At 70.1% G+C, this 15,112-nt stretch carries 15 protein-coding genes; 10 read left to right on the top strand and 5 right to left on the bottom strand.

The features are described from left to right. The first annotated feature begins 93 nt into the window (after positions 1-93). The 4 genes from ACFYP5_RS31620 to ACFYP5_RS31635 all read left to right on the top strand — a co-directional run bounded on the left by ACFYP5_RS31620 (position 94) and on the right by ACFYP5_RS31635 (position 3,721). The gene (locus ACFYP5_RS31620; RefSeq protein WP_389042253.1) at positions 94-1,320 is read left to right on the top strand and encodes a PP2C family protein-serine/threonine phosphatase; all 1,227 of its coding nucleotides are present in this window, start codon (positions 94-96) and stop codon (positions 1,318-1,320) included. Between the two features lie 104 nt (positions 1,321-1,424). Further along, positions 1,425-2,603, top strand: coding sequence for a low temperature requirement protein A (locus ACFYP5_RS31625; protein WP_389042255.1), 1,179 nt, complete (start codon positions 1,425-1,427; stop codon positions 2,601-2,603). Between the two features lie 69 nt (positions 2,604-2,672). After that, the gene (locus ACFYP5_RS31630; protein ID WP_389042256.1) at positions 2,673-3,383 is read left to right on the top strand and encodes a TetR/AcrR family transcriptional regulator; all 711 of its coding nucleotides are present in this window, start codon (positions 2,673-2,675) and stop codon (positions 3,381-3,383) included. A 107-nt stretch (positions 3,384-3,490) separates the two neighbouring features. Next, on the top strand, positions 3,491-3,721 hold the full coding sequence (locus ACFYP5_RS31635) for a DUF6296 family protein (protein WP_389042258.1): 231 nt from the start codon (positions 3,491-3,493) through the stop codon (positions 3,719-3,721). 440 nt (positions 3,722-4,161) lie between these two features. Here the strand turns inward: ACFYP5_RS31635 and ACFYP5_RS31640 are convergent, their stop codons facing one another. Beyond that, complete coding sequence (locus ACFYP5_RS31640; protein ID WP_030973195.1) at positions 4,162-4,350, bottom strand: DUF6381 family protein; 189 nt, start codon at positions 4,348-4,350, stop codon at positions 4,162-4,164. 140 nt (positions 4,351-4,490) lie between these two features. Between ACFYP5_RS31640 and ACFYP5_RS31645 the strand changes: the two genes are divergently transcribed. Together ACFYP5_RS31645 and ACFYP5_RS31650 are read left to right on the top strand one after the other, a co-directional pair. After that, the gene (locus ACFYP5_RS31645; protein WP_389042260.1) at positions 4,491-5,183 is read left to right on the top strand and encodes a ribonuclease H; all 693 of its coding nucleotides are present in this window, start codon (positions 4,491-4,493) and stop codon (positions 5,181-5,183) included. A 131-nt stretch (positions 5,184-5,314) separates the two neighbouring features. Further along, positions 5,315-6,046 carry a CDP-alcohol phosphatidyltransferase family protein gene (locus tag ACFYP5_RS31650; RefSeq protein WP_389042262.1) on the top strand — a complete coding sequence of 244 codons (732 nt, stop codon included), beginning with the start codon at positions 5,315-5,317 and terminating at the stop codon, positions 6,044-6,046. Here ACFYP5_RS31650 and ACFYP5_RS31655 read toward each other — a convergent pair. Continuing rightward, a complete protein-coding gene (locus ACFYP5_RS31655) occupies positions 6,012-6,461 on the bottom strand; it encodes an adenylyltransferase/cytidyltransferase family protein (protein WP_389042263.1) in 450 nt (149 codons plus the stop codon). The two genes, ACFYP5_RS31650 and ACFYP5_RS31655, sit on opposite strands and share 35 nt — an antisense overlap. A gap of 364 nt (positions 6,462-6,825) precedes the next feature. Here ACFYP5_RS31655 and ACFYP5_RS31660 point away from each other — a divergent pair, with 364 nt between their 5' ends. Then, complete coding sequence (locus ACFYP5_RS31660; protein ID WP_389042265.1) at positions 6,826-7,809, top strand: GDP-L-fucose synthase family protein; 984 nt, start codon at positions 6,826-6,828, stop codon at positions 7,807-7,809. Positions 7,810-7,912: 103 nt separating this feature from the next. On the opposite strand, the gene ACFYP5_RS31665 is transcribed toward ACFYP5_RS31660, so the two are convergent. Then, on the bottom strand, positions 7,913-9,463 hold the full coding sequence (locus tag ACFYP5_RS31665; RefSeq protein WP_389042266.1) for a sugar transferase: 1,551 nt from the start codon (positions 9,461-9,463) through the stop codon (positions 7,913-7,915). Positions 9,464-9,786: 323 nt separating this feature from the next. Between ACFYP5_RS31665 and ACFYP5_RS31670 the strand changes: the two genes are divergently transcribed. Then, positions 9,787-11,052, top strand: coding sequence for an FAD-binding protein (locus tag ACFYP5_RS31670; protein ID WP_389042268.1), 1,266 nt, complete (start codon positions 9,787-9,789; stop codon positions 11,050-11,052). Positions 11,053-11,102: 50 nt separating this feature from the next. On the opposite strand, the gene ACFYP5_RS31675 is transcribed toward ACFYP5_RS31670, so the two are convergent. Beyond that, positions 11,103-12,098, bottom strand: a complete 996-nt coding sequence (locus ACFYP5_RS31675; protein ID WP_389042269.1) for an MASE1 domain-containing protein — start codon at positions 12,096-12,098, stop codon at positions 11,103-11,105. Positions 12,099-12,163: 65 nt separating this feature from the next. Further along, positions 12,164-12,994, bottom strand: coding sequence for a PP2C family protein-serine/threonine phosphatase (locus ACFYP5_RS31680; protein ID WP_389042271.1), 831 nt, complete (start codon positions 12,992-12,994; stop codon positions 12,164-12,166). Between the two features lie 311 nt (positions 12,995-13,305). On the opposite strand from ACFYP5_RS31680, the gene ACFYP5_RS31685 reads away from it, so the two are divergent. Both ACFYP5_RS31685 and ACFYP5_RS31690 read left to right on the top strand, forming a co-directional pair. Beyond that, positions 13,306-13,605, top strand: a complete 300-nt coding sequence (locus tag ACFYP5_RS31685) for a DUF1876 domain-containing protein (RefSeq protein WP_389042273.1) — start codon at positions 13,306-13,308, stop codon at positions 13,603-13,605. Between the two features lie 137 nt (positions 13,606-13,742). After that, the gene (locus ACFYP5_RS31690; RefSeq protein ID WP_389042274.1) at positions 13,743-14,855 is read left to right on the top strand and encodes an XdhC family protein; all 1,113 of its coding nucleotides are present in this window, start codon (positions 13,743-13,745) and stop codon (positions 14,853-14,855) included. The last annotated feature ends 257 nt before the right edge of the window (positions 14,856-15,112 follow it).

Consider the following 15,112-nt stretch of genomic DNA (forward strand, 5'->3'; position numbering starts at 1 on the left):
CGCGCAGACGGTTGTGCTCCCGGCCCGTTCGTCGGCGGCCCCGGCCGGAGCGTGGGGTCACACGCCGACGACGGACACTGAGGCAGGCGGACCATGACGGATGACGGGATCGACTACGCGGCGGTGTTCCAGGGGCTGCCCGGCATGGTGGCGCTGCTCACCCCGGAACTAATGTTCGCGGATGTGAACGAAGAGTTCCTCCGCATGTCCGGGCGCACGCGCGAACAGGTGGTCGGCCGGTACCTGTTCGACGTGTTCCCTGACAATCCGAACAACCCTGCCGCGACCGGCATGCGGAATCTGGAGGCGTCGCTCGAGCGGGTGCTGGACACCGGCGAGCGGGACGCCATGGCGCTGCAGCCCTATGATGTCCAGTCCTCGGAGCGGCCGGGCGAGTGGGAGGAGCGGTACTGGAGCCCGGTCAACGCCCCGGTGTTCGGAGCCGACGGGCGGGTGGTCCTGCTGGTGCACCGGGTGGAGGAGGTGACCGAGCTCATCAAGGCCCGTGGCGGCCCCGACAGCGACCGGACCCGCGTGCTGGAGGCCGAGCTCTACACCCGGGCCCGGGAACTGCAGGAGGTCAACGAACGACTGCGGCAGGCCCACGCCCGGGAGCGTGAGGTGGCCCTCGCCCTGCAGCAGGCCATGCTGCCCGTCCCCGGACCCGTCGGCCGCCACCGCCCCGCCGTGCGCTACCGGCCCGCGGTCGGCTCGCTGAACGTGTGCGGAGACTGGTACGACCTGGTCGATCTGCCCGGCGACTGCGTCGGCGTCGCGGTCGGCGACGTCGTCGGCCACGGTCTTCGAGCCGCCGGCGTCATGGGCCTGCTCCGCAGCGCGCTGAGCGCCGCGTCCCGCGTCGCCCACGGCCCCGCCCAGGCCCTGGAAGTCGTCGACCTGTACGCCCGCTCGGTCGACGGCGCCGAGAACACCACCGTCGTCACGACCCGCATCGACTGGGACACGCACACCATCAGCTACAGCAGCGCCGGGCACCCCCCTCCCGCGCTGCTGCACACCGACGGCGCTGTGGAGTTCCTCGACCAGGCCACCGACCCCCCGCTCGGCGCCCGCCCGGACTCCGTCCCCCGGCCTCAAGGGACCACCGTCTTCGCCGCGGGGGACGCCCTTGTTCTGTACACCGACGGCCTGATCGAACGCCGCCGCGAGGACATCGACGTCGGCCTCGACCGCCTCGCCGACTCCCTCGTCCGCCACCAGGGCATCGACCCCGAACCCCTTGCCGACGCCGTCCTGCTCGAACTGCTCCCGCCGGGCGGCGCCATCGACGACGCCGCCCTGGTCATCGTCCGGCTGTGACCGTCCTCGCCGGCCGCGCTCCTGCCGCGCCCTGGCCCGGATCGTGCCCCGCGAGACGTGGCTGCCTGCGTCCAGGAGCGGAACGCCTGGCCCATGATTCCCTCATGAGCACACGTCAGCCGCCCGCCCAGCGGCACGCCTCCTGGGTCGAGCTGTTCTTCGACCTGGTCGTCGTCGCGGGTGTCCTCCAGCTCTCGCACCTGTTGCACGACAGACCGGCAGTCGCCGACCTCGGCCTGTACGTGGTGCTCTATCTGGCTTTCTGGATCGCGTGGGTCTGCTTCGCCGTCTACGGGAACGTCGAGGGAAGCCGCGCCTGGACGCCCGGCTTCCTGCTGGCGATGCTCGGGCTGGCCGTCATGGTCGCGGCCGTGCCTGGTATCCGTACCGACCACGCCCTGGCGTTCGCGATCGCGTACGCCTTCGTGCGCTGGCTGTCCGGCCGGCTCTGGCGGCCCGGACAGATCGTGGTGGACTGGCCGCTCGCTCAAGTGGGCGGCGGGACGCTGCCCTGGATCATCTCGCTGTGGGTGGATGCCCCGATGCGGTACTGGCTGTGGGCTCTCGGCCTCGCGTTCGACCTGCTGATCATGCTCACCGTCTCGGGCAGCCGCATGCTGCAAGACGCACAGGACCGGGTCCAGCGCTTCGTCCGGAAGCGAGGGCACTCCGATCGGCTGCCGGCCATCGAGGCGGCTTATTCCGATGTGCCGCACATGGTGGAGCGACTGGGCCTCTTCGTCATCATCGTGCTGGGCGAGGGGGTCGTCCGGATCACCTCGGCAGCAGCGGACACCGTCTGGGACCTGCCCATGGCCGGCGTCGCGACCGGTTCCTTCGTCCTGCTCGTCGCGCTGTGGAGCATGTCGCTGCTGCACGGCTTCGGCGGCGTGCCGAAGCCCGGTCCGGACGACCTGCCCGTGCGCGTCACCCTGACGCTGCACTGCGTGACATCCTGCGTGATCGCTGTCCTGGCTGCGGGGCTGGGGCTGGCCATCGCGCATCCGCACGGCCCCGCCCCGGACGAGGCACGCTGGCTGCTGGGCGTCGGCCTGGCCGTGTACTTCGGTGTCGGAGTGCTGGCCGCGGTGGTGGCCGATGCGCCATGGGGGCACACCCTCGCCTGGGCGCTGCCCTGTCTGCTGCTGACGCTCGCGCTCGCCGGATTCGCCGGCCACATCGGTGCGGTGGGGCTGATCTGGGGGCTGGCCGCAGCAGTGGTCTGGCAGATCACCTGCGCATCGGACGCGGGATCCCGGCTGCGCGTGCGGCGCCGGGTCTGACCCTCGTGAGCAGATTATTTTACCTATACGAAAACGGTTGCGGGGGAGGTGAGAGGGACAATAGGTCATGTGTCGGGTGCAGAAAAGAAGCAGGCGGCGAGCGGGCGGTCCGTGGGACGGCCGAGGAGGCTCGACCCCGACACGATGGTCGCCACCGCGCGCCGCATCCTCGAGGAAGAGGGCCTGGACGCCCTGAGCATGCGACGGGTGGCGAAGGAGCTCGGCAGCACGCCGATGGCGCTCTACCACTATGTACGGGACAAGGACGAGCTGCTGATGCTCACCCTGTCCGGGACCGCGGGCGCCTTGCCGCGCCCCGATCTGCCCGAGGACCCCCGCGCGCGGCTGCTCGCGGTCTCTGTGCACGCTCATGAGATCCTCCGCCGGATCCCATGGGTGCTCGACGTCCTGGCGCTGGGCGAGCTCACCGACAGGGATGTCCTGTGGATAGTGGAGGAGATCCTCGACTGCGCCCAGAAGTGCGGTCTCTCCCCGGCCCGGGCGGTACGTGCCTGCTGGACGATCTGGCAGTACATATACGGCGACCTGATCTTCCGCAGGGCCGCCGCCCGCCGTGCGGAGCACCCGCCGAGCAGGCGCTACTTCCCCGAGATGGTCACGGAGGAGGACGCGGAGGAGCTGCCGCGGCTCACCGCCATCAAGGACCAGTGGCGTGCCTACGCCGCCGACTACTCGGTTGCCGACGAACTCGACGCGATCATCGAGGGGCTCATCCGCCGGGGAACCCGCGGAGCGGACGAGCCCGCACCGCCGCCCTGAGGGTCCTGTGCCTCCGGATCCTCTTGAGGCACAGCGCGAGGGTGTGGGCGACAATGGGAGACGCAGGCAGCGGACTCGCCGCCGAAGATCGTCGGGCGGAGCCCCTTATGGATTACCCAGAAAGTTACGAGCTGGTATTTCAGGCATCTGCCGTCGAGGACGACGCTGTGATTGTTCGGCGGACTGCACGGGAGGGGGCCGGCGGTTATCCCATCTACGAGGACGAGACAGGCATCGTACGCGCGGAGATCAGCGAGAACGGCGAGGTGCGGATGATGGCCAGCGGCGGACACCAGGTGCTCGGCTCACCGCTGGTCCGTGCGGTCACCGAGCACTGAGCAACTCTGTGCTCGGTGCGGAATCTCCTTGACCCGTGGGTGGATTGGTCGGGACGCGGATACGCGCCCGTTCCGGTGGGTCGCTGCGGGGTCCGCGGTGGAGATCGGCATCCAACTGCTCGTTTCGGTACGGCCGGTGGGGTACCTCGTCCGGCAGTCGTCGCTCCCGCCGAGCCGTTCCCAGGGGCTGACTGCCGATCAGGCAGTCGTCGGCACGCGTGAATTCGAAGCGCGGATCGTCGCCGTGCGATGGCTTCCCTTCGACATGTCGACCACGTGTCGGCGCCTGTCCGCGGTCCGTCCGTGTCGGAAGGACGACACTGAGTAACTCCGCTCCGGGTGCCGACGGCAGAAGCCGGGCACCAACGGCAGAGGCCGATGGTTCGCCGCCCACTCATGGTCAGAGCGGCGAAACCATCGGCCTGTGCGTGGTGGTGGTCCTACTTGTGCGGTCGCGTCTCGCCGCTCATGTTGCTGAGCTGCTCGCTCTGCTCCTGCAGCTTCCGAGCCTTCTCCTCGAGCCGCTGACGCTGCTCGGGATCGGTGGCGCGCTCCGCGGCCTCGGTCATGTGCTTGGCCTTCTCGCGCATCTGCTGGGCTCGGCCACTGGTTTCGCCTGCAACGCTCATCGTCACTCCTTGACGCTAGGGAAGAGCGGGCTCCATCAGGGAACCAGCGTCGCGGGCTCTCCGCATTCCGAAGCGTTACGCTGCGTCACCGTCGGGGCTGCGCAGCCGTGGGCAGGCGTGACGCTGGCATGATCGGGGGCATGAACGAGCGCATGATCGCCGCGTGTGACGGGGCATCGAAGGGTAATCCGGGGCCTGCGGCCTGGGCGTGGGTCGTGGCCGATGCGCAGGGGAGCCCTGAGCGTTGGGAGGCGGGGCCGCTGGGCACCGCCACCAACAACGTCGCCGAACTCACCGCACTCCAGGAGTTGCTGGAGTCCACCGACCCGGGCGCGGAGATCGAGGTCCGGATGGATTCGCAGTACGCCATGAACGCGGTCACGAAGTGGCTGCCGGGGTGGAAACGCAACGGGTGGAAGACCTCGGCCGGCAAGCCCGTGGCCAACCGCGATCTGGTGGCCCGCATCGACGCGTTGCTCAGCGGCCGGACCGTGAACTTCGTCTACGTGCCCGCCCACCAGGTGGACGGGGACCCGCTCAACGCCCTTGCCGACCAGGCGGCCAGCGAGGCCGCCGTCGCCCAGCAGGCGGCGGGTTCCGCACACGGCTCTCCGCTGCCGACTCCCGCCCCTGCCAGGGCGTCCGGAGGCCGGAGCGGCGGTACGGCGGCGAAGAAGACGGACGGAGCGGCACGCCCCGCTCGCACCGGGGGCACCATCCGGGCCAGGTTCGCGGGCCGCTGCCACTGCGGAAAGCCCTACGCGGCCAAGGACATGATCGCCAAGAACCCGAACGGCTGGGGCCACCCGGAGTGCCGTACCGCGCCCGCCTGAGGCGACCGCCTGCCGGTCCGACGTCGGGAGTAGCCCCGTGACAGAGGCTCTCCGTGCCATGATGCGGCTCCGACCGCAGCGTCGTCGGTGCTCCGCCGACGCTGCGGGAACGGCTGGACGCTGGGGGGCGTATGGGATCCACAGGTACGGTGCTGCGTGAGTTGCGCGGCGCACAGAAGACCGCCAAGGGTGTGTCGCTCTACTCGCGGTACGTGAACCGTCCGGCCGGGCGGGTGCTCGCAGCCGGCGCCTTTCGAGCCGGGCTGACGCCGAATCAAGTCACTTCGGTCAGTGCGGTGTTCACCTTCTCCGCCATCGCGTCGGTGGCGCTGGTCCGTCCGTCCTGGGGGCTCGCGGCCGTCGTGTACGCCGCTCTGGTGGTCGGCTTCGCCTTCGACTCGGCCGACGGGCAGCTCGCCAGGCTGACCGGGCGGGGCGGGCCCGACGGTGAGTGGCTGGACCATGTCGTGGACTGCGCCAAGATGATCCTCGTACACACCGCTGTGCTGATCTCGTTCCACCGGTTCTTCGAGCTGCCCGGCGAGGGCTGGCTGCTGCTGCCGCTGGGCTTCCTGTTCGTCGCCGTGCTGACCTTCTGTGCCGGTCTGCTGCGCGAACAGCTCGGCAGGGCCGCCGCCCGCCCCGCACCGCCCGGCAGCGCCACGGCCCCGGTGTCCCGGGTGCGGGCCGTGGCGCTGCTCCCCGCCGACTACGGGGTGTTCTGCCTGGTGTTCCTGCTGCTCGGGGACGAGGCCGCGTTCCGTATCGGCTATGCCGTGCTCGCCGCCGTGCACGCGTTGTTCCTGGTGGCCTTCCTCGTCAAATGGTTCAGGGAGCTGAAAGCGCTCCGGGCGGCGGGCTGACGAGCGTGTCCAGTGCCCGGCGCAGCTGGGTACTGGACGTATGCACGGTGTACGGGAAGTAGACGACCTCCACACCGACTTCGGCGAAGTCGCGCTCGAGCCGCTTGCCCTTCTCCGTGCCCCGCCAGTCGTCTCCCTTGAAGATGACGTCGAACCTGACCTGCTGCCACGTCTCGACCTTGTCGGGCACGGTCTCGACGAACGCCGCGTCCACGTAGCGCACGCTGCGGACGATCTCGAGCCGCTCCGGCAGTGGAATCACCGGCTTGTGGCCTTTGGCGAGCGCGGCCATCTCGTCCGAGACAACCCCCGCCACCAGGTAGTCACACTGGCTGCGGGCATGCCGCAGGATGTTCAGGTGCCCTACATGGAACAGGTCGTAGACTCCCGGCGCGTAGCCGACCCTGTGCCCCATCCGTTCTCTCCCCCCACGGTGAACGTGACGTCCGTTTCCCGGATTCAGGTGTCCGGACATGGCATCCGGTCCTGCGGGATATCGGTATCGGTGTTGATGGTGCAATGACCTTACTGTGAAGACCACTTGCGCATCACGTGAACGCATAAGATCACTTTTGGGGTTGTTCCCAGGAGAACCCCTCCTGGCGCACGGAGGGCGAGTACCGGGGCGTGCGGTCACGCCGGTGATGAGCGCGGTCTTCGCCACGTCCTCCCCCCCTCTGAGGTCGCCGGAGAGGTGGCTGGGTCACCGAAATATCGGTATTTGCGCGATCTGCGGCAAAACGGCACCGCGGTGTACAGCTACTGGCACAATCCGAGCCATGACGACTGATCTCCCCGGCCCTCCCCAGGAATCCGTCCGCCCCCTCCTGCGACCCGGCGCCCGCATATTCGTCGCGGGCCACCGCGGACTCGTCGGCTCGGCAGTGGTGCGCCGCCTCACCGCCGAAGGCCACGAGGTGATCACCCGTGGCCGCGACAGCCTCGATCTGCGCGATGCCGTACCGACCGAGGCCTTTCTGCGTGACATCCGCCCGGACGCCGTGGTGCTGGCCGCCGCCAAGGTCGGCGGGATCATGGCCAACAGCACGTATCCGGTGCAGTTCCTCGAGGACAACCTGCGCATCCAGCTGAGCGTGATCGCCGGTGCGCATGCCGCCGGGGTCGAGCGGCTGCTCTTCCTCGGCTCGTCCTGCATCTATCCCAAGCGTGCGCCGCAGCCGATCCCCGAGGACGCCCTGCTCACCGGCCCGCTGGAGCCGACCAACGAGGCGTACGCGCTGGCCAAGATCGCCGGCATCGTGCAGACCCAGTCGTACCGGCGGCAGTACGGGGCCTCGTACATCAGCGCCATGCCCACCAATCTCTACGGGCCCGGCGACAACTTCGACCTGGATTCCTCGCACGTCCTGCCCGCCCTGATCCGCCGCTTCCACGAGGCGCGACACGGCGGCGCACCCGAGGTCACGCTCTGGGGCTCCGGCAGCCCCCGGCGCGAGTTCCTGCACGTCGACGACCTGGCCGCGGCATGCCTTCTGCTCCTCGAGCGTTACGACGGTGACGAACCGGTCAACGTCGGCTGCGGCGAGGACCTGACGATCCATGAACTCGCTGCCACCGTGCGGGACGTGACGGCCTATCAGGGCGGCGTCTCGTGGGACACGTCGAAGCCCGACGGCACCCCGCGCAAGCTTCTCGACATCTCCCGCCTCTCCTCCCTCGGCTTCAAACCGCAGATCCCGTTGCGCGACGGAATCGCCCGCACCTACGCCTGGTGGCTGGATCACCGGGACACCGACCGCTGACCACTGCCGCCCGGTCCGCCGGACCGGGCGGTCGCCGCAGCGCGACGGCCGGCCCCGCGGGGCCGGCCGACGTTCACTTCTCACATCCGGCTTCCCGCCGCTCTCAGTACGCCCCGCGGCCGTCGGTGACGGCGCGCAGCGTACGGGCCATGAGCCCCAGGTCCGTGGCCACCGACCAGTTGTCGACGTACCACAGGTCGAGCGAGACGGTCTCCTGCCAGGACAGGTCCGAACGTCCGCTGACCTGCCACAGGCCCGTCAGCCCGGGCCGGACCGCGAGCCGACGGAGCTCACGCTCGTCGTAGCGGGACACCTCCTCCGGCAGGGGAGGCCGCGGACCCACCAGCGACATGTCGCCCCGGATGACATTGAGCAGCTGCGGCAGCTCGTCGAGCGAGGTCCGGCGCAGTACCCGGCCGATCCGGGTCACCCGCGGATCGCGGCGCATCTTGAACATCGCACCGTCGTTCTCGTTCGCCGTCGCCAGCTCCGCCTTGTGCGTTTCGGCGTCCTCCACCATCGTGCGGAACTTCCACATGGTGAACGGCTGGTTGTGCTGCCCCTGACGGATCTGGCGGTGGAACACCGGACCGTCGGAGGTGAACCGTATTGCCGCCCCGATCAGGAGCAACAGCGGCGTCAGCAGGACGAGTCCGAGGACCGCACCGGTACGGTCCACCGCGGCCTTCAGCGCCATCTGCGGCCCCCGGCGCAGCGGCGGCACGATGTGCAGCAGCGTCAGCCCGGCCGCGGAGGCCGGACGCACCCGGCCTGCCGCGATGTCCGAGAGGTCCGACAGCACGGACAGCTGGAGCCCCCCGTCGTGCAGCCCCCAGGACAGGCGTCGCAGGCGTTCCCCGGAGAGTTGCGGTCCGGGTACGACGAGCGCCAGATCCGCGTCGTGGGCGAAGGCTCCGCCCAGGACCGTCGTCACGTCGTCGTCGGCCGGGGCGGGTGCGAGCCGCCCCGGCACCGGAGACTCACAGCTCAGTGACGCCGCGCCCACGGGTATGGCGGCCACCACGGTGTAGGCGTGGTCCGTACGGGAACCGAGCAGCTGCACCGCCCGGTCCACCCCCGGCGCCTCGCCGACCACGAGCACCCGGTGCACGGCACGCTGTCGCTCTCCCGGCCACGGGAGGTGACGGACCGTCGACACGACGACGGTTACCAGCAGGCCGGGCACCAGCGCCGCGACGGCGGTCACCGGCTGGACCGGCTCCCTGAACACGGTCGCGAGCACGGCCATCACGCCCATGAACAGCAGCCAGTCCCCCGGAGCGGTCAGCGCGCCCGCGAAGCCCGCCGGCCGCTGGCTCGTGTACCTGCCACGCATGGCCCTGACACCTGCCCACGCCGACGCGGACACCACGGCGGCGAGTTGTGCCCGCGGTTGCCCGTAGGCGCCCAGTACGATCCAGGCCGGTATCCCCAGGCCGAGAAGATCGGTGCAGACGATGAGCGGCAGGTACCGGCCCGGTCTCTTCTTCGGGCCCGGCCGGTGGTCGGAACGGTTGCGCTGTACGGTCGGGGCGCTCCACAGCTGTTCGAGTTCCGTGCTGTGCGGCCTGTTCGAAGCAGTCCGCGGACGTGGCGCCCCCGCCAGTCCCGCGGGTCCTGATATTTCGGATTCGGGTAGCTCGACATGCCCCATGAACCCCCCAGTCACAGTTGCATCTCCACAAACAGGACGCATCCGCCGATCCCGTGGACTGACGGATGCGCCCTCGCTCGGTGCACGATATCCACACACGTGCCATTTCGCTGGAGTTCTCGTGAAGTTCAGAACGCGAGCTGCCGCTTTGGCCTCGTCCCGATCCGGGCCGGATCACAGGGCCTTGTGGCCGGCTGTGGGCATTCGGGCGATTCCGCGCTGGATGGTGCGCGGACATGTCACCACCTCGTACGGTCGCCTCCGCGTCTGGGAGACTGGGCCGGAGGCGGCGAGGGCCGGCCACGAGCGAAAGAGGACGTGCGGTGACTCCCGCGGAGAAGAACTGGGCCGGAAACATCACCTTCGGTGCGCGGCGGCTGCGTACCCCCAGCTCGGAGGCGGAGCTGCAGGAGATCGTCGCCACCGGCACAAAGGTACGGGCGCTGGGCACCCGGCACTCCTTCAGTACCGTCGCGGACACGGCCGGAGACCTTGTGTCGGTGGCCGGACTGCCACGCACCGTCGACATCGACCGGGCGGCGGGGACGGTCACCGTCAGCGCGGGACTGCGATTCGGGGAGTTCGCCGACGAACTCCACCGGAACGGCTTCGCCCTGCACAACCTGGGTTCGCTGCCGCACATCTCGGTGGCCGGCGCCTGCGCGACCGGAACGCACGGCTCCGGGGTTGCCAACACCTCTCTGGCGGGTGCGGTCCGGGCGCTGGACATGGTCACGGCGGACGGGACCACCGCGCGGCTGACCCGCGGCGACGCGGACTTCCCCGGAGCAGTGGTCGCCCTGGGCGCCCTCGGCGTGGTGACCCGGCTGACGCTGGACCTGGTGCCCGCCTTCGACGTACGGCAGTGGGTCTACGAGGATCTGCCGCAGGCCCGGATCGGCGACCGGGCCGGGTTCGACGAGGTGATGTCGGCCGCGTACAGCGTCAGCCTCTTCACCGACTGGCGGGGCGGCCCCGTCAACCAGGTCTGGCTCAAGCAGCGAGTGAGTGCGGACGGACCGGCGGAGGCGCCCGCGGAGTGGCTCGGCGCGAGGCTCGCGGACGGTCCGCGCCACCCGATCCAGGGCATGCCGGCCGCGAACTGCACACGGCAGCAGGGTGTTCCCGGTGCGTGGCACACGCGTCTGCCGCACTTCAGGCTGGAGTTCACCCCGAGCAACGGGGACGAGCTGCAGTCGGAGTACTTCGTGGCACGGAGCGACGCTGCGGCAGCCTTCGCGGCGCTCGACCGGCTCCGGGACCGGATCGCCCCACTGCTGCAGATCGGCGAGATCCGCACCGTGGCCCGCGACGACCTGTGGCTGAGCCCCGCGAGCGGGACCGACGCGGTGGCCTTCCACTTCACCTGGGTGCAGGACATCGCCGCCGTCACACCGGTGCTCGGGGCGATCGAGGAGGCACTGGCACCGTTCGGGGCCCGCCCGCACTGGGGCAAGGTGTTCACGACCGCACCCGAGACGCTGCGCACGCTGTACCCGCAGTACGCCGCCTTCGAGAAGCTGACGACCAGGTCGGACCCGGCGGGCAAGTTCCGCAACGACTTCCTGGACCGTCACTTTCCGCAGTGACGCCGGGTGAGGGGCGTGCGGGGTGAAGCGGGAGCCCCGGCCGCCTGACGTCAGAGGCCGTCGCGTCTGTCCTTGTACCGCGACGGCCACGCGGCCGCCGATCTGCCCGGCGCGAGATGGTCCACCACGTCGGCCAGCTCCACACAGGCTTGCTCGATCCGGCGCCTGATATCCATCTTCTCGGTGACGATCGCCGCCAGCAGCAGCGCGGTCAGTGCCACGGAACCATTCAGGATCGCCAGGTTCAGCATCACTTGGAGGACGGTGTGTCCGGCGAACGGACCGACCGCCTCCCCTCCCGCGATGATGGCCAGCACGGACACCAGCAGAGCACAGGGCGCGCTGCCCGCCAGCTGGAAGCGCAGGGCGGCCCAGATGAGCAGCGGGAACACCAGATAGATCATCGACAGTTCGCTCCGCGTGGCCACCAGTGTGACCACGACGGAGGCGACCGCCAGTGCGGTCGCCTCCAGCCATCTGTCGTCGGCGCGGGGCAGCCGCGCCTTGCGCATGACGAGCATCAGCGGGGTGACCACGAGCACCCCCATGGCGTCCCCCGACCACCATGCCGCCCAGACCGGCCAGAAATGGCCTGCGGGCAGCTTGCCGTCGAGTACGAAGAGGACGGTTCCGGCCGTCGCGCTGATCAGCATTCCGGCCATCGCGCCGAGGAAGACCAGCACGACACCGTCGCGCAGCCGGTCCAGTTCCATTCGGAACCCGAATCTGCGCAGCATGAGGTACGAGCAGACGGGCGCCGCGGTACTGCTCATCATGATTCCCCAGTCGGAGAGCGTGACCGTGTCGGAGAGCGTGACGATGTTGAGCAGCGCGCCGAGGGTGATGCCGGGCCAGACGCCGATGCCCAGGTACAACAGGCAGCCCAGGGCGATTCCGGTGGACGGCCAGAGCGGGGTGACCGTGGCGCCGTGGACGGTCACCTTTCTCAGCAGACCGATCTGTCCTGCCCCGTAGTAGCCGGCGGCGACGACCAGGATGTGGAGCACAGCTGACGCCGTACGTCTGGTTCCCTCGCTGCGGATCACAGACCTCATCAGACACCGCGGCCCGGGACGCGCCGCTGCGTGACACGCTCGGCCCGGCCCCCCGGTCAGTCGGAGCCGACGGGGAAGCCCTTGTGGCGCAGGACCAGGACGGCCGCGTCGTCCTGGTGACCGGTGCGCTCCGCCGTGTGCATCACCTCGTCGGCCAGCGCCTCGGCCGACGCCGAGGTCCGGGCGGCCACCAGCCGCACCACCGCGTCCAGCCCCTCGTCGATCGGGAAGGAGGGCCCTTCGACGACTCCGTCCGTGACGAGCACGAACGCCCCCGGGGCGGTCAGCCGGTGCCGGGTGACCGGATACTTCTCCGCCGCGACACCCAGCGGCAGTCCGCCGGCGTCCTGCGTGATCCCCGACCGCCCGTCTGTCGTGGCCCAGACGGCGGACACATGTCCGGCCCGAGCCGTGCGCAGTTCCCCGGCGCGCGGGTCGAAACGGACGAACGTGCAGGTCGCCAAAAGGGTGGAGTCGATGGAGAGGAGCAGATCGTTCGTCCGGCCCACGATCTCGCCCGGATCCGAGGTGGTGGCGGCGATCGCCCGCATGCCGATCCGGATCTGTCCCATGAACGCGGCGGCCTCCACGTCATGGCCCTGCACGTCCCCGATGGCGAATCCGAGTGTGCCGTCCGGCAGTGGAAAGCCGTCGTACCAGTCGCCACCGATGTCCAGTCCGCTGCGGGCCGGTGAGTAGCGGGCGGCGGTCTGCAGCCCCGGGAGCGAGGGCAGGCCTGCGGGAAGCAGATCCTGCTGCAGCGCCTCGGCCAGCTCCACCCGAGCCTGATGCAGCTGGACCTCGTGACGTGCCCGGGCGGTGAGCTGCTGCAGCGTGGTGAGCAGTTCCTCGGCACTCGCGGAACGGCGAGGACGACGCCGGTTCATGGGCCGCTCCACACATTCGTTCGCGAGCCGCAACACGGAACTCATGTGGCGGGCGGATCCGGGACGCCTCCCGCACAGTCCCGCGGGCACTGCTCTTGCGGGCACTGTCCGGCGACGGCTCCCGTCGCAGTTGCCCTCCGCATCATATTTCGGCGCGGAAACTCCCGCAGGGTGGGCCGCCGGTCACGGATCCCGACGGGTCTCGGGGCGGCACGCCCCGGAGCGCGAACCGGGCGTGCCGGGTGGATCCTGAGGGCAGGACCGCGTGGTGGTGGCACAGTGCGGCCGGACGCGGGTGAGGGAGGTGCGCGATGACACGCACACTGGAGTGGAATGTCCACCTCGATCTCTCCGAGGAGAACGGTACGACCAAGGCCGAAGCCGTGCTGGACACCGGTTCGGAGAAACTCATGGGTCACGGGGTCGCCCGCTGCAACCCGCAGGACGTGGACATCCCCACCATCGGGGACGAACTCGCGGCGAGCCGTGCCATGAAGGATGTCGCGGGCCAGCTGATGAGAGCGGCAGATCGCGAAATGGAGGCGGTGGGCGCCGGACCCACGAAGGGGTCTCTGGGCAAGCCGTACGCCTGGACAGATGTGGCGGGCTGAAGCCGTAGGCCGCAAGGCGTACGGTCTCACTGCCGACGGCACATCCATGGACGCCTTCGTCGAGGGCCACGGCCTGCGGGCTCGCCGGACACCGCCCACGGCAGGTGCCGGTGACGCAGCTGCGGGCGGTGCCCGTCATGCGTGAGATCCTCCCGGCGCTGAGCCGCTGGTACGCCGCCGGGGAGCCGTTCGGGCTCGCCACCGTCGTCGCGGTCACCCGAAGCGCGCCCCGCGGCCCCGGCGCGGCGATGGCGGTGGGCCCCGGTGACGAAGTCGTGGGCAGCGTCTCCGGAGGCTGTGTCGAAGGAGCCGTCTTCGACCTGGCCACGGAGGTCGTCGAGACCGGCCGGGCACAACTGCAGACTTTCGGCTACAGCGACGAGGACGCCTTCGCTGTCGGGCTCACCTGCGGCGGTGAGATCACCCTCCTCGTACGCCCCGTGTCGGCCGCGACCGATCCCGCGTTCGGAGAGGTCGCCGCGTCGGTGGCGGGACACCGGCCGGTGGTGGTGGCCACCGTGACCGACGGCCCTGCCCGGCGGGGCGCCGCGCTCGCCGTATGGCCGGACACCGTGTCCGGTTCGCTCGGGAACAGCGGCCTCGACGCGGCCGTCACCGCCGACGCACGGGGCGAGCTGGCCCAAGGGGCGACGGGCCTGCGCCACTACGGTCCGCGCGGCGAGCGCCGTGAGGACGACGTCACCGTGTTCCTGCACTCGTTCGCCCCGCCTCCGCGCATGCTCGTCTTCGGTGCCATCGACTTCGCCGCCGCGGTCGCCCGGATCGGTGCCTTCCTCGGCTATCTGGTCACCGTCTGCGACGCACGGCCGGTCTTCGCCGACCCCCGGCGATTTCCGGACGGTGCGGAGGTGGTCGTCGACTGGCCGCACCGCTATCTGCGCTCCACGGAGACCGATGAGCGGACCGTCCTGTGTGTGCTCACGCACGATCCGAAGTTCGACGTCCCCTTGTTGGAGGTTGCTCTGCGCTCCCCGGCGGCGTACATCGGCGTGATGGGCAGCCGCCGGACCCACGAGGACCGTCTGGCACGGCTGCGGGAGACCGGCCTGGGCGAGACGGAACTGGCGAGACTTCGCTCGCCCATCGGCCTCGATCTCGGCGCCCGCACCCCCGAGGAGGTGGCCGTCTCGATCGCGGCGGAGATCGTCGCACTGCGCTGGGGCGGCACCGGCACCCCCCTCGCCGACAGCGCCGGGGCGATCCACCGGCCGCGACCGAAGTCCGTGTGAGCTCTCGGCCATGGAACCGCCGGCGTCCGAGCCGTCCGCTGCCTGCGTTCGACAGGCTGTACGAGCCTGCTGCCGGTGCGGCCGTGGCCGAGCCGGTGGCGAACAGCGCTGTGAGGGCCGCGGCGATCAGTGGGACGACCGCGATGAACGAGGCGGCCGTCCGGCCGCCCCGCCGTCTGGCATGCTGATTCTCTGTGCGCACTAGGAGTTCCTCTCACCGCCTGCGGTGTCCTCCGCAGGCACCCGTGAGGTGGTTG

This window comes from Streptomyces sp. NPDC005262 (assembly GCF_042872425.1).
In the GTDB taxonomy this organism is placed as follows: Bacteria; Actinomycetota; Actinomycetes; order Streptomycetales; family Streptomycetaceae; genus Streptomyces.

Excerpts from the sequence above, each read along its gene's own strand:
- ACFYP5_RS31685 (WP_389042273.1), top strand. The coding sequence starts at position 13,306 with ATGACACGCACACTGGAGTGGAATGTCCACCTCGATCTCTCCGAGGAG.
- ACFYP5_RS31620 (WP_389042253.1), top strand. The coding sequence starts at position 94 with ATGACGGATGACGGGATCGACTACGCGGCGGTGTTCCAGGGGCTGCCC.
- ACFYP5_RS31625 (WP_389042255.1), top strand. The coding sequence starts at position 1,425 with ATGAGCACACGTCAGCCGCCCGCCCAGCGGCACGCCTCCTGGGTCGAG.
- ACFYP5_RS31635 (WP_389042258.1), top strand. The coding sequence starts at position 3,491 with ATGGATTACCCAGAAAGTTACGAGCTGGTATTTCAGGCATCTGCCGTC.
- ACFYP5_RS31660 (WP_389042265.1), top strand. The coding sequence starts at position 6,826 with ATGACGACTGATCTCCCCGGCCCTCCCCAGGAATCCGTCCGCCCCCTC.
- ACFYP5_RS31645 (WP_389042260.1), top strand. The coding sequence starts at position 4,491 with ATGAACGAGCGCATGATCGCCGCGTGTGACGGGGCATCGAAGGGTAAT.
- ACFYP5_RS31655 (WP_389042263.1), bottom strand. The coding sequence starts at position 6,461 with ATGGGGCACAGGGTCGGCTACGCGCCGGGAGTCTACGACCTGTTCCAT.
- ACFYP5_RS31640 (WP_030973195.1), bottom strand. The coding sequence starts at position 4,350 with ATGAGCGTTGCAGGCGAAACCAGTGGCCGAGCCCAGCAGATGCGCGAG.
- ACFYP5_RS31680 (WP_389042271.1), bottom strand. The coding sequence starts at position 12,994 with ATGAACCGGCGTCGTCCTCGCCGTTCCGCGAGTGCCGAGGAACTGCTC.
- ACFYP5_RS31665 (WP_389042266.1), bottom strand. The coding sequence starts at position 9,463 with ATGGGGCATGTCGAGCTACCCGAATCCGAAATATCAGGACCCGCGGGA.
- ACFYP5_RS31650 (WP_389042262.1), top strand. The coding sequence starts at position 5,315 with ATGGGATCCACAGGTACGGTGCTGCGTGAGTTGCGCGGCGCACAGAAG.
- ACFYP5_RS31690 (WP_389042274.1), top strand. The coding sequence starts at position 13,743 with ATGCGTGAGATCCTCCCGGCGCTGAGCCGCTGGTACGCCGCCGGGGAG.